Source organism: Xanthomonas sp. DAR 34887, assembly GCF_041245805.1.
GTDB classification, from domain to species: Bacteria; Pseudomonadota; Gammaproteobacteria; order Xanthomonadales; family Xanthomonadaceae; genus Xanthomonas_A; species Xanthomonas_A tesorieronis.
Genome location: NZ_CP162490.1, coordinates 4,956,531 through 4,971,859 on the forward strand (window position 1 = coordinate 4,956,531; position 15,329 = coordinate 4,971,859).

At 71.0% G+C, this 15,329-nt stretch carries 12 protein-coding genes; 5 read left to right on the top strand and 7 right to left on the bottom strand.

What is annotated here, in order from left to right; genetic code table 11:
- Position 1: 1 nt before the first annotated feature.
- Entirely contained in the window at positions 2-1,210 is a 1,209-nt protein-coding gene (locus AB3X08_RS21150; RefSeq protein WP_369934952.1) for an efflux RND transporter periplasmic adaptor subunit, read from the bottom strand.
- Positions 1,211-1,369: 159 nt separating this feature from the next.
- Between AB3X08_RS21150 and baeS the strand changes: the two genes are divergently transcribed.
- Together baeS and AB3X08_RS21160 are read left to right on the top strand one after the other, a co-directional pair.
- Positions 1,370-2,749, top strand: coding sequence for a sensor histidine kinase efflux regulator BaeS (baeS, locus tag AB3X08_RS21155; protein ID WP_369934953.1), 1,380 nt, complete (start codon positions 1,370-1,372; stop codon positions 2,747-2,749).
- Entirely contained in the window at positions 2,746-3,429 is a 684-nt protein-coding gene (locus AB3X08_RS21160; RefSeq protein ID WP_369934955.1) for a response regulator, read from the top strand. The genes baeS and AB3X08_RS21160 overlap by 4 nt, the downstream gene beginning before the upstream one ends.
- Positions 3,430-3,536: 107 nt before the next feature.
- Here AB3X08_RS21160 and purU read toward each other — a convergent pair whose 3' ends face one another.
- The 5 genes from purU to AB3X08_RS21185 form a co-directional block, all read right to left on the bottom strand.
- On the bottom strand, positions 3,537-4,388 hold the full coding sequence (gene purU / locus AB3X08_RS21165; protein WP_184412413.1) for a formyltetrahydrofolate deformylase: 852 nt from the start codon (positions 4,386-4,388) through the stop codon (positions 3,537-3,539).
- A 334-nt stretch (positions 4,389-4,722) separates the two neighbouring features.
- Positions 4,723-5,133, bottom strand: coding sequence for an XVIPCD domain-containing protein (locus tag AB3X08_RS21170; RefSeq protein WP_184412730.1), 411 nt, complete (start codon positions 5,131-5,133; stop codon positions 4,723-4,725).
- A gap of 186 nt (positions 5,134-5,319) precedes the next feature.
- On the bottom strand, positions 5,320-6,195 hold the full coding sequence (locus tag AB3X08_RS21175) for an NAD(P)-dependent oxidoreductase (protein WP_369934957.1): 876 nt from the start codon (positions 6,193-6,195) through the stop codon (positions 5,320-5,322).
- Positions 6,196-6,256: 61 nt separating this feature from the next.
- Positions 6,257-7,354 carry an NADH:flavin oxidoreductase/NADH oxidase gene (locus AB3X08_RS21180; protein ID WP_369934959.1) on the bottom strand — a complete coding sequence of 366 codons (1,098 nt, stop codon included), beginning with the start codon at positions 7,352-7,354 and terminating at the stop codon, positions 6,257-6,259.
- A gap of 143 nt (positions 7,355-7,497) precedes the next feature.
- Positions 7,498-8,361, bottom strand: a complete 864-nt coding sequence (locus tag AB3X08_RS21185) for an NAD-dependent protein deacetylase (RefSeq protein ID WP_369934961.1) — start codon at positions 8,359-8,361, stop codon at positions 7,498-7,500.
- Between the two features lie 338 nt (positions 8,362-8,699).
- On the opposite strand from AB3X08_RS21185, the gene AB3X08_RS21190 reads away from it, so the two are divergent.
- Positions 8,700-9,449 carry a response regulator transcription factor gene (locus AB3X08_RS21190; protein WP_369934963.1) on the top strand — a complete coding sequence of 250 codons (750 nt, stop codon included), beginning with the start codon at positions 8,700-8,702 and terminating at the stop codon, positions 9,447-9,449.
- Here the strand turns inward: AB3X08_RS21190 and AB3X08_RS21195 are convergent.
- On the bottom strand, positions 9,430-10,755 hold the full coding sequence (locus AB3X08_RS21195) for a sensor histidine kinase (protein ID WP_369934965.1): 1,326 nt from the start codon (positions 10,753-10,755) through the stop codon (positions 9,430-9,432). The genes AB3X08_RS21190 and AB3X08_RS21195 overlap by 20 nt on opposite strands.
- Before the next feature lie 220 nt (positions 10,756-10,975).
- On the opposite strand from AB3X08_RS21195, the gene AB3X08_RS21200 reads away from it, so the two are divergent.
- Together AB3X08_RS21200 and AB3X08_RS21205 are read left to right on the top strand one after the other, a co-directional pair.
- Positions 10,976-13,315, top strand: coding sequence for a YadA family autotransporter adhesin (locus AB3X08_RS21200; protein ID WP_369934967.1), 2,340 nt, complete (start codon positions 10,976-10,978; stop codon positions 13,313-13,315).
- Between the two features lie 57 nt (positions 13,316-13,372).
- Positions 13,373-15,328 (top strand): S8 family serine peptidase, encoded by a 1,956-nt coding sequence (locus tag AB3X08_RS21205; protein ID WP_369934969.1) that lies wholly within the window; start codon positions 13,373-13,375, stop codon positions 15,326-15,328.
- Position 15,329 lies beyond the last annotated feature (1 nt).

A 15,329-nucleotide genomic window follows, 5' to 3' on the forward strand; every position in this document is an offset into this window, starting at 1 on the left:
CTCAGTCGGCCTTCGGCGTTGCCGCAGCAGCGCCCTGGGTAGCCGCGGCGGATGTCGCGGTCGTCGAGGCCACTTCCACCGCCTTGACCCGGTCGCCGACCGCGACCTTCTGCGAGCCTTGCACGATGACCTTGTCGCCGACCTTCAGCCCATCGCGCACCACCCACTTGTCGCCGATCGCATCGCCGGTGGTCAGCACCCGCTGCGCGACCTTGTTGTCGCTGCCGACCACCAACGCCGTTGCCTCGCCCTTGCTGTTGCGGCTGATCCCCTGCTGCGCCACCAGGATGGCCTGCTCGTCCACCGCCATCGGCAAAATCGCCTTGACGTACATGCCCGGCAGCAGCAGATGATCGGGATTGGGCATCACCGCGCGCAGCTTGACCGTGCCGGTGGCGATATCGACCGCGGCATCCACCACTTCCAGCGTGCCGCTGCGCGCGTAGGTGCTGCCGTCCTCCAGCTGCAGCTTCACTTCGGCCTTGCCGTCCACCGCCTTGAGCTGGCCGGCGTCGAGCTGGCGGCGCAGCTGCAGCAGCTGCGCGCTGGACTGGGTCACGTCCACGTACATCGGGTCGAGCTGGTTGATGGTGGCCAGCACATCGCTCTGGCCGGCGCTGACCAGCGTGCCCGGCGTGTAGCTGGAGGTGCCGATGCGGCCATCGATCGGCGCGGTGATGCGGGTGTAGTCGAGATTGATCCGCGCGGTCTGCAGCGAGGCCTTGGCCGCGACCACCGCCGCCTCGTTCGAACGCAACGTGGCCACGGCGTCGTCGCCGTCCTGCTTGCTGACCGCGTCCAGCGCGACCAGGGTCTGGTAGCGCTGCGCCTTCGGCCTGGCCGACAGCACCGCCGCCTCGGCCTGGGCCAGGTCGCCCTTGGCGGCGTCGTACGCCGCCTGGTAGCTGGCTGGATCGATCTCGTACAGCACCTGTCCGGCCTCGACGTCCTGGCCTTCGGTGAACAGGCGCTTGCGCAGGATGCCGCCGACCTGCGGGCGCACCTCCGAACTCATGTAGGCCACGGTGCGGCCGGACAGCGTCTGGTCCAGCGCCAGCCGCTGCGCGCTCACCGTCTGCACGCCGACCTGCGCCTGCGGCGGCTGTGGCGGCTGCTTGGAGGAGCATGCGGCCAGCGCCGCGGCGATGGCGCCGGCCAGCAACCAGCGCGAAGACGAAACGGGGAAGCGACGGGCGACGACGGGCGGCATGCGGCGAACTCACGGTTTATCCGAATGTGGCCACGCTACGGCGCGAATGTGCAGCAAATTTGGAGATTGTCGGTCGCGGCGCGGATTCGCTTGATTTCCCTTGCGGCGACGCGGCTAATACGCAGCACTACCGTTGCCGCATCCCGCATTGCCTCTCCGATGAAACTGGGCGTCACCGCCAAGCTGTTCCTCGCCATCCTCGCCGCGTGCGTGGCGGTGCTGCTGATCAACGGCCTGGCCGTGCAGGCCTTCGTCAAACGCCAGTTCCTGGACTACCTCAACCAACAGGGCGTGGAGCGCATGCTGGAGACCTTGCCGCGGGTCAGGGCCGAATACGCGCGGCACGGCAACTGGGACTTCGTGCGCGACAATCCCGATGTCTGGTTCGTGCTGATGCGCCCGGAGCGCGCACCCGGCATGCCGCGCAGGGCACCGCCGATTTCCGACCAGACCGGCGCGGTGTTTCGCTTCGCGCTGCTCGACCAGGACTACAAGCCGGTGATCGGCAATCCGGAGGTCGGTCGCGACGACATCCTGCGCCCGGTGGTGGTCGGCGGCCGTACCGTCGGCTGGATGGCGATGCTGCCGTTCCAGAAGGTGCTGGCGGCCGAGGACGCACGCTTCTACCAGGCGCAGCAACGCGCATGGTGGACGATCGGCAGCGCCTCGCTGGTGGTCGCCGCGCTGCTGGGATGGCTGCTTTCGCGCGCCTTGCTGCGGCGCATGCGCGGCCTCACCGGCGCCACCCACCGCCTGGCCGCCGGCGACTACGCCACCCGCATCGACGCCGGCGCGCGCGACGAACTGGGCCAGCTGGCGCGCGACTTCAACCTGCTGGCGCAGGCGCTGGAACACAACGAACGCGCGCGGCGCGAGTTCATGGCCGACATCTCGCACGAGCTGCGCACGCCGCTGGCGGTGCTGCGTGCGGAACTGGAAGCGTTGCAGGACGGCATCCGGCCGATGACCCCGGACTCGCTGGGCTCGCTGCACCAGCAGGTCGGCCAGCTCGGCAAGCTGATCGAAGACCTGTACGACGTATCGCTGACCGACGTCGGCGCGCTCGCCTACCGGCGCGCGCCGGTCGATCTGGGGCTGATTCTGGCCACGGTGCTGGCCGGCGTGCAGGCGCGCTTCGCCGCCGCGCGGTTGCAGCTGCAGGTGCAGATCGACCCCGGCCCGCTGCAGCTCGACGGCGACGAGCGCCGGCTGCAGCAACTGCTCGGCAACCTGCTGGAGAACACGCTGCGCTACACCGACGCCGGCGGCACGGTACAGGTACGCTGCGCGCGCCGCGACGCGGCGCTGGAACTGGTAGTCGAGGACAGCGCGCCGGGTGTGGACGCGGACAAGCGCGAGCGCCTGTTCGAACGCTTCTACCGCACCGAGGCCTCGCGCAACCGCGCCAGCGGCGGCAGCGGCCTGGGCCTGGCGATCTGCCGCAACATCGCCGAGGCGCATGGCGGCACGATCCACGCCGAAGCCTCCGCGCTCGGCGGGCTGCGCGTGGTGCTGCGCTTGCCGGCGCTGACGGCATGAACGGCCTGGATCCGATCGGCCACGTGCTGATCGTCGAAGACGAACCGCGGCTGGCCGCGGTGCTGCGCGAATACCTGCATGCGGCCGGCTATTCGCACGACTGGATCGCCGATGGCGCGCAAGCGCTCGGCGCCTTCCGCGCGCAGAAGCCGGACCTGGTGCTGCTGGACCTGATGCTGCCCAACCGCGACGGCCTGGAAATCTGCCGCGACCTGCGCAAGGAAAGCGCGGTGCCGGTGATCATGGTCACCGCGCGCGTGGAGGAAATCGACCGCCTGCTCGGCCTGGAGATCGGCGCGGACGATTACATCTGCAAGCCGTTCAGTCCGCGCGAGGTGGTGGCGCGTGTGCAGGCAGTGCTGCGCCGCCATCGCCACGATCCCAACGAGGCGGCGGCGCCGGGCCTGCACATCGACGAAGCCGCGTGCCGCGCCAGCGTGCGTGGCCACGACCTGGACCTGACCCAGGTCGAGTTCCGCCTGCTGCGCACCCTCGCCGCCACGCCGGGCCGGGTGTATTCGCGCGAACAGCTGATGGACCGGCTCTACGCCGACCACCGCATCGTCACCGACCGCACCGTCGACAGCCACGTCAAGAACCTGCGCCGCAAGCTCGCCGACGTCGGCGGCGAGGAGTGGGTGCGCTCGGTGTATGGGGCGGGGTATCGGTTTGAGCCGTGATTCGGGATTCGGGATTGGGGATTCGCAAGAGCCGCAGCCCACGACTGAAACGGTAGTCAGTCAAGCCGCTTTTACCAATCCCGAATCACGCATCCCCAATCCCGGCCTCACCGAAACACCACCGTACGATGCCCGTTGAGCAGGATGCGATGCTCGACGTGGCGGCGCACCGCGCGGGCCAGCACCTGCGACTCGGTGTCGCTGCCCAGGCGCACCAGGTCGCGCGGGGTCATCGCGTGGTCCACGCGGGCCACGTCCTGTTCGATGATCGGGCCTTCGTCGAGATCGCCGGTGACGTAGTGCGCGGTGGCGCCGATGATCTTGACCCCGCGCGCGTGCGCCTGGTGGTACGGCTGCGCGCCCTTGAAGCTGGGCAGGAAGCTGTGATGGATGTTGATCGCGCGCCCGGCCAGGGCGGCGCACAGCGTCGGCGACAGGATCTGCATGTAGCGCGCCAGCACCACCAGGTCGATGCGCTCGCGCTCCACCAGCGCCAGCAACTGCGCTTCCTGTTCGGCGCGGTTGTCGGCGCCGACCGGCAGATGGTGGAACGGCACGTCGTAGGAGCGCGCCAACGCGGCGAAATCGTTGTGGTTGGACGCCACAGCGGCGATGTCCACGCGCAGCTGCCGACTATGCGCGCGGAACAGCAGATCGTTGAGGCAATGGCCCTGCTTGCTGACCAGCACCAGCAACCGCGCGCGGCGCCGCGCATCGTGCAATTGCCAGTCCATCGCGTAATCGGCGGCGAGCGGCGCCAGCTGCACCTTCACCGCGGCGACGATGCCGTCGGCGGGCACGTCGAAATGCACGCGCAGGAAGAAGCGGCCGCTCTCCTCGTCGCCGAACTGCTGCGCATCGAGGATATTGCAGCCGTGCTCGAACAGCAGGCCGCTGACGCGGTAGACGATGCCGGTACGGTCCGGGCAGGACAGGGTCAGGATGTAGTCGGGGCGCATCCGCGCAATGATAGGGGAGAATGCGGGACTCGGGACTCGGGACTCGGGATGGCGGGCTGCGGATGCCGCAGCGACATTGCCGGGCGTCTTGCCGAATGTAGGAGCGGCTTCAGCCGCGACGGGCTTTACCGATAGGTCCTGTCGCATCTGAAGCCGCTCCTACAGGGGACTTGCGGCAGGCCAGCCGGGTGCACTGTGGGAGGGACTTCAGTCCCGACGCTGTACCGCGAAGGGAAAACACACCGCTTCGCTCGTCGCGGCTGAAGCCTCTCCTACAAAGGCGCGGCATCCGCACGCTCGCGGCAGGCGATCTCGCCCACGCGCCGAGCCGCGCTCACTCCGGGCGCAGGCGCAGCGCCAGGCGCCGGTTGACCTTCTCCAGCCGCGCCAGCGAGTCTTCCACGGACATGCCCACCGCCTCGTGGGTGGTGATGTGCGCACGCAGGTGCGCCGGATCGTCCAGGTCGCCGCGCACCAGGAACACGTTCTCGCCCTGCTCCACCTCGCCCAGTTCGCGGCTCAGCACCACGTGATCGACCTGGTCGAAGCCGTACTCCTTGGCCAACGGCAGCAGCCGCGCCACCATGCGCTCGCTGATCGCGTCGGGTGCACGGCCGCAGGCGGCATCCAGCGCATGCACGCCTTCGCGGATCTGCGCGTACAGCAGATGGTCGGGATGCTCCGGATGCTCGGGGCCAAGCACGGCTTCGCGCTCGACGGCACGCGGCGGCTGGATGGGCGTCATGGCGCCGGGGTCGGACGAATTCGGGCTCATGGCATCCTCCTATGATGCGCTTGCAGGCCGCCGCACCTTAGCGGCAAGCGCGCGGCCAGCTCAAGCGCGGCGATGCAGTCTGCACCAAACCGCGACAAGGCCGCCTGAAGATCGCTGCCGCCGCGCAGCAACAGCAATAGCAACAGCAGCGAACGCTCAGGCCTGACCGGCGCGGCGTGCGGCGACCTTGGCCAGCGCCGACCAGTCCAGCTCGCCGTCGCCGTGCGCGATCGCATCGACGAACTGATCGCGCAACACCGCCGCCAGCGGCATCGGCACGTGCCGGGTCTCGCCGGCGTTCAAGGCCAGGCGCACGTCCTTCAGCCCCAGCGTGGTCTTGAAGCCGGCCGGGCTGTAGCGCTGCTCGGCGATCATGCCGCCGTAGTTCTGATACGCCGGTGCGGCGAACAGGGTGTTGACCAGCATGCCCAGGAAATCGGCTGCCTCCACGCCATGCCCGCGCACCAGCGCCGACGCCTCGGCCATGGTGCCGATGGCGCTGGCCAGGCACAGGTTGGCGGCCAGCTTGACCGCGTTGGCCTGCTCCGGCGCCGGGCCGAAGTACCAGGTCTTGCGTCCGATCACGTCGAGCAGCGGCTGTACCCGCGCCAGCGCGGCGGCATCGCCGGCGGCGAGCAGGTTGAGCTGGCCGGCCGCGGCCACGTCGTTGCGGCCCAAGACCGGGATGGCCAGATAGGCCACGCCGCGCTCGGCATGCAAGGCGCCGAGTTCACGCGCCAGCGCCACCGAGATCGTGGCCATGTTGATGTGCACGCTGCCGGCGGGCAGCGCATCCAGCGCGCCGCGGTCGAGCAGGGTCTCGCGCACCGCCGTGTCGTCGGCCAGCATCGAGAACAGCACTTGACCGCGCACCGTGTCGGCCGGCTGCGCGGCCAACTGCGCGCCGGCCTCGAGCAGCGGCTGCGCCGCGGCCGCGCTGCGGTTCCACACGGTCAACGCCTGCCCGGCACGCAACAGGTTCAAGGCGATGGGCTGGCCCATCGTGCCCAGGCCGAGAAATCCGATGCTCATCGCCAACTCCTTGCACAATTCGTGGTGGATGCCGCGACCTGCGCGGCGCAGCGCGCGCGCATCACGCGTCGAACAGGCCGCGCGCCGAGCGCGGCTCGCAGCGCAGGTATTGCGGCGACGGTTTCAGCTTGGCGCCCAGCGCGGCGGCGGCATGCCACGGCCAGCGCGGGTCGTAGAGGATGCCGCGGGCCAGCGCGATCGCGTCGGCCCGGCCCTCGGCCAGGATCGCCTCGGCATGCTGCGGCTCGGTGATCAGGCCGACCGCGATCACCGGCATCTGCACCGCGCGATGGATCGCCTCGGCCTGCGGCACCTGGTAGCCGGCCGACAGCGGAATCTGCTGGCGGCGGTCCAGGCCGCCGCTGGACACGTGCAGGTAATCGCAGCCCTGCGCCTGCAGCGCCTGCGCCAGCGCGACGCTCTGCGCCACGTCCCAGCCGCCCTCGACCCAGTCGGTGGCGGAAATGCGCACGCCCACCGCGACCGATGCCGACACCGCCGCGCGCACCGTGGCATGCACGCGCAACAGCAGGCGCATGCGGTTCTCCAGGCTGCCGCCATAGGCGTCTTCGCGCTGGTTGCTCAGCGGCGACAGGAACTGGTGCAGCAGATAGCCGTGCGCGGCATGCAGTTCGATCAATTCGAAACCCAGCCGTTCGGCGCGCTGCGCCGAGGCGACGAACGCATCGACGATGGCGTCGATCCCGGCCAGGTCCAGGGCCTGCGGCGGCGTGCCGTGTTCGGCGAAAGGCAACGCCGACGGCGCCACGGTCTGCCAGCCGTTCGGCTGCCCCGGCGCGATCGCGCCGCCACCGTCCCACGGCTTTTGCGTGGAGGCCTTGCGCCCGGCGTGCGCCAGCTGGATGCCCAGCGGCATCGGCGACCAGCGCCGCACCGCAGCCAGCACGTTGCGCAGCGCCGCTTCGGTGGCGTCGTCCCACAGGCCCAGGTCGGCGTAGCTGATGCGTCCGCGCGGTTCCACCGCGGTGGCCTCCAGGATCAGCAGTCCGGCGCTGGACTGCGCCAGCTGGCCGAGGTGGATGGTGTGCCAGTCGCTGGCCTGGCCCTGCTCGGCCGAGTACTGGCACATCGGCGCGATGACGATGCGATTGGACAACGACAGCGGCCCCAGGGCGAGGGGCGAGAACAGATGGCTCAAGATGGCGTTCCGTGGGGGGGGCGCCCACTGCACCGTGGGCAAGCTGTCATTGCACTCCTGCCGGCGCTGCCGATCAACCACTGCCGATGGATCAGTTCGTGCGCGGATTCGGAACGCGCCGCCGGATTCGCCAGGCGGCTCCGCTAGGCGGCCGCGCGCGGCAGCAGGAACTGCAGCGCCTGCGCGCAGGGCAACGCCAGCTTCAGGCTCAGCAGGTCGTCGCCGCGGGTGCGGCCCAGGTTGACCGCGGCGATCGGCAGGCCGGCCTTGGCCGCGGCCTGCACGAAGCGGAAACCCGAATACACCATCAGCGACGATCCCAGCACCAGCATCGCATCGGCCTGCTGCAGGTGCGCGAAGGCGGCGGCCACGCGCTCGCGCGGCACGTTCTCGCCGAAGAACACCACGTCCGGCTTCAGCACGCCGCCGCATTGCGTGCAGGCCGGCACCGCGAAGGCGGCGAAGTCCACGTCCTCCAGGTCGGCATCGCCGTCGGGCGCCTGTCCGGCCTGCAGCGTCGCCCACTGCGGGTTGTGCTGCAGCAGCTGGTACTGGAAGTCCTCGCGCGGCAGGCGCCGCTCGCAGCCCATGCAGCGCACCACGTCCAGGCGTCCGTGCAGGTCGATCACCGCCTGGCTGCCGGCGGCCTGGTGCAGGCAGTCCACGTTCTGGGTCAGCAGCAGTTCGATCTGGCCGCGGGCTTCCAACTGCGCCAGCGCCGCATGCGTGGCGTTGGGCCGGGCGTAGCCGAAACGCGGCCAGCCGACCAGGCTGCGCGCCCAGTAGCGCTGCCGCGTGGCCAGTTCGCCCATGAATGCCTGGTAGGTGACCGGCTGCGCGCGCTTCCAGTCGCCGGCGGCGTCGCGGTAATCGGGAATGCCCGAATCGGTACTGCAGCCGGCCCCGGTCAGCACGAACAGGCGCCGGTGGCGCGCGACGAACGCTTCCAGCGACGCAACGCAGGCGCGTTCGGGGTACGGATCGCTTGCCCGCAACGGATCATTCATCGCGCCACTCCCCCGCCGCGTCGGCAGAGACACGGGCGGCGGCGGGGCATCGGTCGGCAAGCGTATGCATGGGCAGTCCAGGGAACGCGGCGATGGCGTCTATCTTGGGTGCTGTGCGCGGCAACGCAAGGACGGCTTCCTGCGCACCGCGCTCACGCCGGATCGGCGCTGCGGCGCAGCGCGCTGGGTGCGCCGCGCCGCGCATTGAAAGCACTGCGGAAACTGGCTACTGTCGAGCTCCGCGGAATGCGCCGGTGACGGGCCGCACGACGCCGCACATTCCTCGCCGCCGCGCGCCGTGGCCGTGCGGGATGCCGCCTCTTCCTTGATTCCGCGTCGTGAGCAGACTTTCCGATCCCAGTGGCCTGCCGACCGACTCCACCGCCAACGCCGCACTGCGGGTGGCGTTGCTGGAGGACGACGATCTCCTGCGCGACCGGATCCTGGTGCCCGGGCTGCGGCGGCACGGCCTGGAGGTCACGCCGCTGCGCACCATCCAGGCGCTGTGGACGGCGCTGGAGGGCGAGCGCTTCGACCTGATCGTGCTCGACATCGGCCTGCCGGACGGCGATGGCTTCACCCTGACCCAGCAGCTGCAGTCGCTGCGGCCGGCACTGGGCATCGTCATCCTGAGCGGGCGCGGCGACCACCCCGATCTGCTGCGCGGCCTCAACGAAGGCGCCGATGCCTATCTGGTCAAGCCGGTGCAGATCGAAATACTTGCCGCCACCTTGTTCAGCGTGGCCCGGCGCATGCGCCGCCTGCAGGACCCGCAACCGGCGGCGAGCGAGGAATGGCAGCTGCAGGACGACGGCTGGTGCCTGTTCGCGCCCGACGGCAACGCCGTGCCCCTGACCGGGTCCGAGCGCAAGGTGATGCAGAGCCTGTGGAGCGCGCGCGGGCGACTGGTCACCCGCGACACGCTGGTCGGCACGCTCGGCGGCAACCTCGGCATGGAAATCGACCCGCACCGGCTGGACGCGCTGCTGCACCGGCTGCGGCTGAAGGTGCAGGAGCGCACCGGCATGCCGCTGCCGCTGACCTCGGTGCGCGGCGAAGGTTACCTGTTCAGGCCGCAGGAGCGCTGAGCGCGGCGGCCAGCGGCAGGCGCAGCACGAAGCGGGTTCCCGCGCCCGGCGCGCTGTGCACCTCCAGGCTGCCGCGCGCCTGTTGCGCCATCTCGAAGGCCACCGCCAGCCCCAGCCCAGTGCCCTGCCCGGCCGGCTTGGTGGTGAAGAACGGTTCGAACACCTGGCGCTGCACGTCCGCGCTCATGCCGATGCCGGTATCGGCGATCTCGATGCGCGCGAACGCGTCCTCGCGCAGCAGGCGCATCGCGAAACAGCCGCCGCCCGGCATCGCATCGCGCGCATTGGCGGCGAAGTTGAGCATCGCCAGGTCGAGCTGGCTGCGGTCCAGGAACAGCAGCATCGGTTCGGGCGCCGGCTCCAGTTGCAGCCGCACCGTCGGCCCCAGCAGTTGGCGCAGCATCGGCTGGATGCCGCGCAACGCCTCGTTCGCGTCGAAACGCTCGGGCACGCTCAGTTCGCGCCGGCTGAAGCTGAGCAGCTTGCGGCTGATCGCCACCCCGCGCTGCGCGGCCAGTTCGATGCCCTCCAGCGCCTCGGCCATCGCCAGCGCGTCGCCGTGCGGCTCGAAATCCAGCTCGTGCACGCGGTGGCGCTGCTCGGTGTAGCCGACGATCGCGGCGAGGATGTTGTTGAAGTCGTGCGACACCCCGCTGGCCAGGTGCCCGACCGACTCGATCTTCTGCAGGTGCAACAGCCGCTGCTGCGCCTGCGCGCGCTCGCGCATCTCCACGCGCAGCAGTGCAGCGTTGTGGCGCGCGCGCCGCAGGCTTTCGCGCAGCGCGGCCACGGTGCGGTCGAGCACCAGGGTGATCATCAGGTAGCTCAGCGCCAGCGACGGCAGATTCTGGAACGGGCTGCGGTTGCCGTGCGGATCCTGGCCCCACGGGCTTTCCATGCCCAGCCAGAAGATCAGCGGAATGCACAGGTACACCAGCCACAGCGCGCGACGCCCGATCACCAGCGCGGCCAGGGTCAGCATCATCATCGGATACGGGTCGAAGGCCTGCAGTTGGTAACCGAACGCCAGGTTCGCGGCGACCGCCGAGCACAGCACCACGGCGATGAACGCGGCCGCGGCCTGTTTCAGCAGGCCACGGCGGATCATCCAGATCCCGCCCCAGGCCGCGGCGGCGATCGCCGCGTCGGTGCCGACATCCACCGCCAGCTGCATCGCGCTCATCTCGATGCGCGGTGCGGTCAGCAGGTGGTAGAGCTTGTTGAGCGGGATCTCGCTGCCCAGGAACAGGAACAGCACCTGCAGCGCGGGCGCATTGCGCCGGTCCACCGGGTCGGCGATTGGCACGCGGCGCAACCAGGCCGAGACACGGCGCCAGACCCGCGTGCCCAGGGCAAACGCAGGAATTTGAGATGCGTGTCGCGGCCTGACTCCCATGTCGGTGAGTCTATCGTGAGGATGCCGTGAATTTACGCGCATTGAAGCAGGGGCGCGGCTGTCGCCTTAATCGGCTCCAAACCCGCCGCCCGGAACGCCCTGCGCACCGGCATCAGCCCTGGATCCGACCATGCCTCTTCTGCCTGCCCCGCCGCGTCCGCGCCAGACGCTCGCCCACACTCGCATGCTGCCGCCGCTGTCTTACGGCCTGTTGACCGCCGCAGTGCTGCTCACCCTGGCCCCGCTGGGCGCCGCCGCCGCCGAGGCGCCGGTGGCCCACGCCACCGTGCAGGCGGTGCCGGCCGCGCAGCCTGGGAACACGGCCGCGGCGGACGACGGCACCGCCGACGATCCTTCGCAACCGGTCCAGCCCGGCAGCCAGAACACGCTGAACTACTTCCTCGCCGAGGGCCTGAACGACGGCACCGACAGCGCCAGCGCCGCCGGTCTGCGCGCGGTGGCGATGGGCGCGCGCGCCGATGCGTCCGGCGCCTTCGCCATCGCCATCGGCCACCACACCCTCGCCTCCGACAGCGCGGCCATCGCGATGGGCGATGGCGCGGTGGCCAGCGGCACCTCGGCGATCGCGATCGGCGGCAGCTTCTTCGGCAGCGCCGCCGGCGACTCCGCCGGCGCACAGAGCACCGGCTTCGGGGCGCTGGCGATCGGCACCGCCGCCGCCGCCACCGCCGGCAACGCCAGCGCGCTGGGCTGGAACGCCAGTGCCGATGGCGACAGCGCCACCGCGGTCGGGTCCACCTCCGCGGCCAGCGGGCCGTACGCGACCGCCGCCGGCAGCTCGTCCCGTGCCGAGGGCGAACAGGCCAGCGCCTTCGGCTACGCCGCGTGGTCGTCCAACGTCGGCGCCACCGCGATCGGCGGCTACAGCACCGCGTCCGGCTACTTCGGTACCGCGCTGGGCTACACCGCCACGGCCGCCGGCGATGGCAGCGTGGCGATCGGCGAAGGCGCCGCGGCCTCCGGCCAGCAGAGCGTGAGCATCGGCGCCAGCAACAGCGGCGTTCCCGCCCAGGCCAATGGCCTGGGCGCGGTGAACGTGGGCGCCGGCAGCTGGGCGCTGTCGGATTACGGCGTGGCCCTGGGCTTCGACAGCCACGCCGATGCCGTCCACAGCATGGCGCTGGGCGCGCAGGCACTGGCGACCAGCGAGAACGCCGTGGCGGTGGGCGGCCAAGCCTATGCCGACGGCGCCGACGCCAGCGCCTTGGGCAGCATCGCCAGCGCCAACGGCGAGGGCGCCACCGCACTGGGCAGCGGTGCCACCGCGCTGGGCGCCGGGACCGTGGCACTGGGCTACAACAGCGCCGCCACCGGCGCCAACAGCGTGGCGATCGGCGCCGGTTCGATGGCCGACCGCGACAACACGGTGGCGTTCGGCAGCGACGGCGCCCTGCGCCAGCTCACTTACGTCGCCGCCGGCACCGCCGACACCGATGCGGTCAACGTGCTGCAGTTGCGCAGCATCGCCAGTGCCCTCGGCGCCGGCAGCAGCGTCGGTGGCGATGGCAGCTTCAACGGCGGCAGCTATCTGATCCAGGGCCGCAGCTACGGCAGCGTCGGCTCGGCGCTGTCTGCACTAGACGGCGCGCTGACGACGCTGGACACGCGCGTCGGCACCCTGGTGCAGAACGGCGGCGGCGGCAGCGTGGCGGTCGGCAGCGGTGCCGAGGGTGGCCCCAGCGTCGGTGCCGGCACCAATGCGCTGGCGGTCGGCGCGCAGGCCACCGCCAACGGCCAGAACGGCACGGCGATCGGCTCCAATGCGCTGGCCTACGGGCCCAACGACACCGCGCTCGGCGGCAACGCGCGCGTCAACGCCGACGGCAGCACCGCGGTCGGCGCCAATGCCAGCATCGGCGCCAGCGCCACCAATGCGGTGGCGGTGGGCGAAAGCGCCACGGTCAGCGCCGCCTCCGGCACCGCGTTGGGCCAGGGCGCCTCGGTTTCGGCGGACAACGCCGTGGCGATCGGCCGCGGTTCCTCCGCCACCCGCGCCAACACCGTCTCGGTGGGCAGCGCCGGCAACGAACGCCAGATCAGCAACGTCGCCGCCGGCAGCGCTGGCACCGATGCGGTCAACGTCGCGCAGATGCAGGCCGGCGACAGCGCCACCCTAGGCAGCGCCAAGGCCTACACCGACAGCCGCATGGCCGGCTGGGACGACAACCTGACCCGGCTGCGCAACGACACCGATCAGCGCTTCCAGCATCTGGACCGGCGCATCGACCGGATGGGCGCGGTCAGCGCCGCCTACGCCGGCATGGCGACGAACACCTCCGGCCTGGCCGGGGCCAACCGCGTCGGCGTCGGCGTCGGCTCGCAGGGCGGCGAAAGCGCGCTGGCGATCGGCTACCAGCGCGCGATCGGCAACCGCGCCAGCGTCTCGCTTGGCGGCGCCTTCTCCGGCGACGAGAAGAGCGTCTCCGCCGGTGCCGGCTTCAGCTGGTGAGCCGCGCCTGCCCACCCTGCGCCTGCGCAGCTTCCGACCTTTCGTAGAGAACCCGACATGTCCGACATTTCCTCGTTTCCCCGCAACCTGCTGGCGCTGTCGCTGGGCATCGCGCTGGCCTCCAGCGCGCACGCGCAGTCCGCTGCGCGCTTCTCCGTGCTCGAAAACGGCGCGCCCGGCCAATCCAAGGTCTACGACGGCCTGATCGTGACCTACCGCGACGGCAGCAGCGAGCGCCGCGATGCGGGCGCCGCCGCCGCCAAGCTGAAGCAGATCATGACCGCGCGCAGCGCCGCCAACGTGTGGGCGGCCACCTACCGGCAAAGCGCGCCGGCGCTGAACCGGGTGCGCCGGCTAGGGATCGGCGCCGATCTGGTCCGGCCCGACCGCCGCCTGAGCCAATCGCAGCTGGAAACGCTGATGGCCAGCCTCAAGGCCGATCCGGCGGTGGCGCACGTGGAACCGAACCTGTTGCTCAAGCCGGTGCGCAGCACCGCCCAGGCCACCGCCAACGCGGTCGCCGCACCCAACGATCCGGGCTACGTGGTGCAGTGGCACCTGCGCACGCCCGACGGCCACCTGGAGACGCTGGCACCGGAGACCACCGGCTATCCCAACCGCGGCGGCATCGACCTGCCGCCGGCCTGGCAGTACGGCACCGGCCAGGGCGTGGTGGTCGCGGTGATCGACACCGGCATCACTGCGCACCCGGATCTGGACACTTCGCTGGCCGGCGCCGGCTACGACTTCATCAGCGATGCGCTGCTCTCCGGCCGCGCCAGCAACGGCCGCGTGGCCGGTGGCTGGGACACCGGCGACTGGACCACCGACGACAAGTACCTGGTCGCCAATGGTGGCTGCGCGCAGCCGGACGAACAGAAAACCAGTTCCTGGCATGGCACCCACGTCGCCGGCACCATCGCCGCGCGCACCAACAACGGCGTCGGCATGGCCGGCGTGGCGCCGGACGCGAAGATCCTGCCGATCCGCGCGCTCGGCCACTGCGGTGGCACCACCGCCGACATCGCCGATGCGATCGTGTGGGCGTCCGGCGGCCACATCGACGGCGTGCCGGACAACGCGAACCCGGCCGAGGTGATCAACATGAGCCTGGGCGGCGGCGGTTCCTGCGCGCAGGATTCGGTGACCTCCACCGCCATCTCCAGCGCGATCGCGCGCGGCAGCGTGGTGGTGGTGGCCGCCGGCAACGACAACGCCGACGCCGCGGCGTACTCGCCGGCCAGCTGCCCGGGCGTGATCAACGTGGCGGCCAACGGCATCACCGGCGGCCGCGCGTATTACTCCAACTACGGCAACACCATCACCCTGTCGGCCCCGGGCGGCGGCGTCTATCCCAACGATGCGGCCAGCGGATCGGGCTCGGTGCGCACCGGCCTGATCTGGTCCACCCTCAACACCGGCGAAAAGGGCCCCGACCAGCCGGCCTATGCCGGCTATGCGGGCACCTCGATGGCCTCGCCGCACGTGGCCGGCGTGGTCGCGCTGGCGATCAGCGCCGCGCTCAACGCCAACCGCCCGCTGCCCACGCAGGCGCAGTTGCGCGACATCCTGACCCAGACCTCCAATCCCTTCCCGAGCAAGCAGACGCCGTACATCGGCGCCGGCATCCTCAACGCCGCCAAGGCCGTCGCCCGCGCCGCGGGCGCCAGCGGCGGCGGCGACGAGGCCACGGCCGTCAGCGTGGGCCGCGGCACCATCGCCAAGCTGTCGGCCGCGGCCGGCCAGGGACCGCTGTACCGCCTGGACGTACCGGTCAACGCCCGCAACCTGCAGATCCGCACCCTCGGCGGCAGCGGCCAGCTCAAGCTGTACGTGCGCGCGGTGCGCGCGCCCGCCGCCGACGGCAGCAACGCCGACTCCAGCTCGGTGCGCAGCGGCACCACGCAGAACGTGCAGATGGCGCTGCCGGCCACGGGCAGCTACTTCTTCCGCCTGGTCGGCGGCAGCGGCGGCTATGCCAACGTGACCCTGTCGGTAAGCTACTCGGAGTGAG

Bases quoted from the DNA above. Each gene is read 5' to 3' on its own strand.
- AB3X08_RS21150 (WP_369934952.1), bottom strand. From the start codon at position 1,210: ATGCCGCCCGTCGTCGCCCGTCGCTTCCCCGTTTCGTCTTCGCGCTGG.
- baeS (WP_369934953.1), top strand. From the start codon at position 1,370: ATGAAACTGGGCGTCACCGCCAAGCTGTTCCTCGCCATCCTCGCCGCG.
- AB3X08_RS21160 (WP_369934955.1), top strand. From the start codon at position 2,746: ATGAACGGCCTGGATCCGATCGGCCACGTGCTGATCGTCGAAGACGAA.
- purU (WP_184412413.1), bottom strand. From the start codon at position 4,388: ATGCGCCCCGACTACATCCTGACCCTGTCCTGCCCGGACCGTACCGGC.
- AB3X08_RS21170 (WP_184412730.1), bottom strand. From the start codon at position 5,133: ATGACGCCCATCCAGCCGCCGCGTGCCGTCGAGCGCGAAGCCGTGCTT.
- AB3X08_RS21175 (WP_369934957.1), bottom strand. From the start codon at position 6,195: ATGAGCATCGGATTTCTCGGCCTGGGCACGATGGGCCAGCCCATCGCC.
- AB3X08_RS21185 (WP_369934961.1), bottom strand. From the start codon at position 8,361: ATGAATGATCCGTTGCGGGCAAGCGATCCGTACCCCGAACGCGCCTGC.
- AB3X08_RS21200 (WP_369934967.1), top strand. From the start codon at position 10,976: ATGCCTCTTCTGCCTGCCCCGCCGCGTCCGCGCCAGACGCTCGCCCAC.
- AB3X08_RS21205 (WP_369934969.1), top strand. From the start codon at position 13,373: ATGTCCGACATTTCCTCGTTTCCCCGCAACCTGCTGGCGCTGTCGCTG.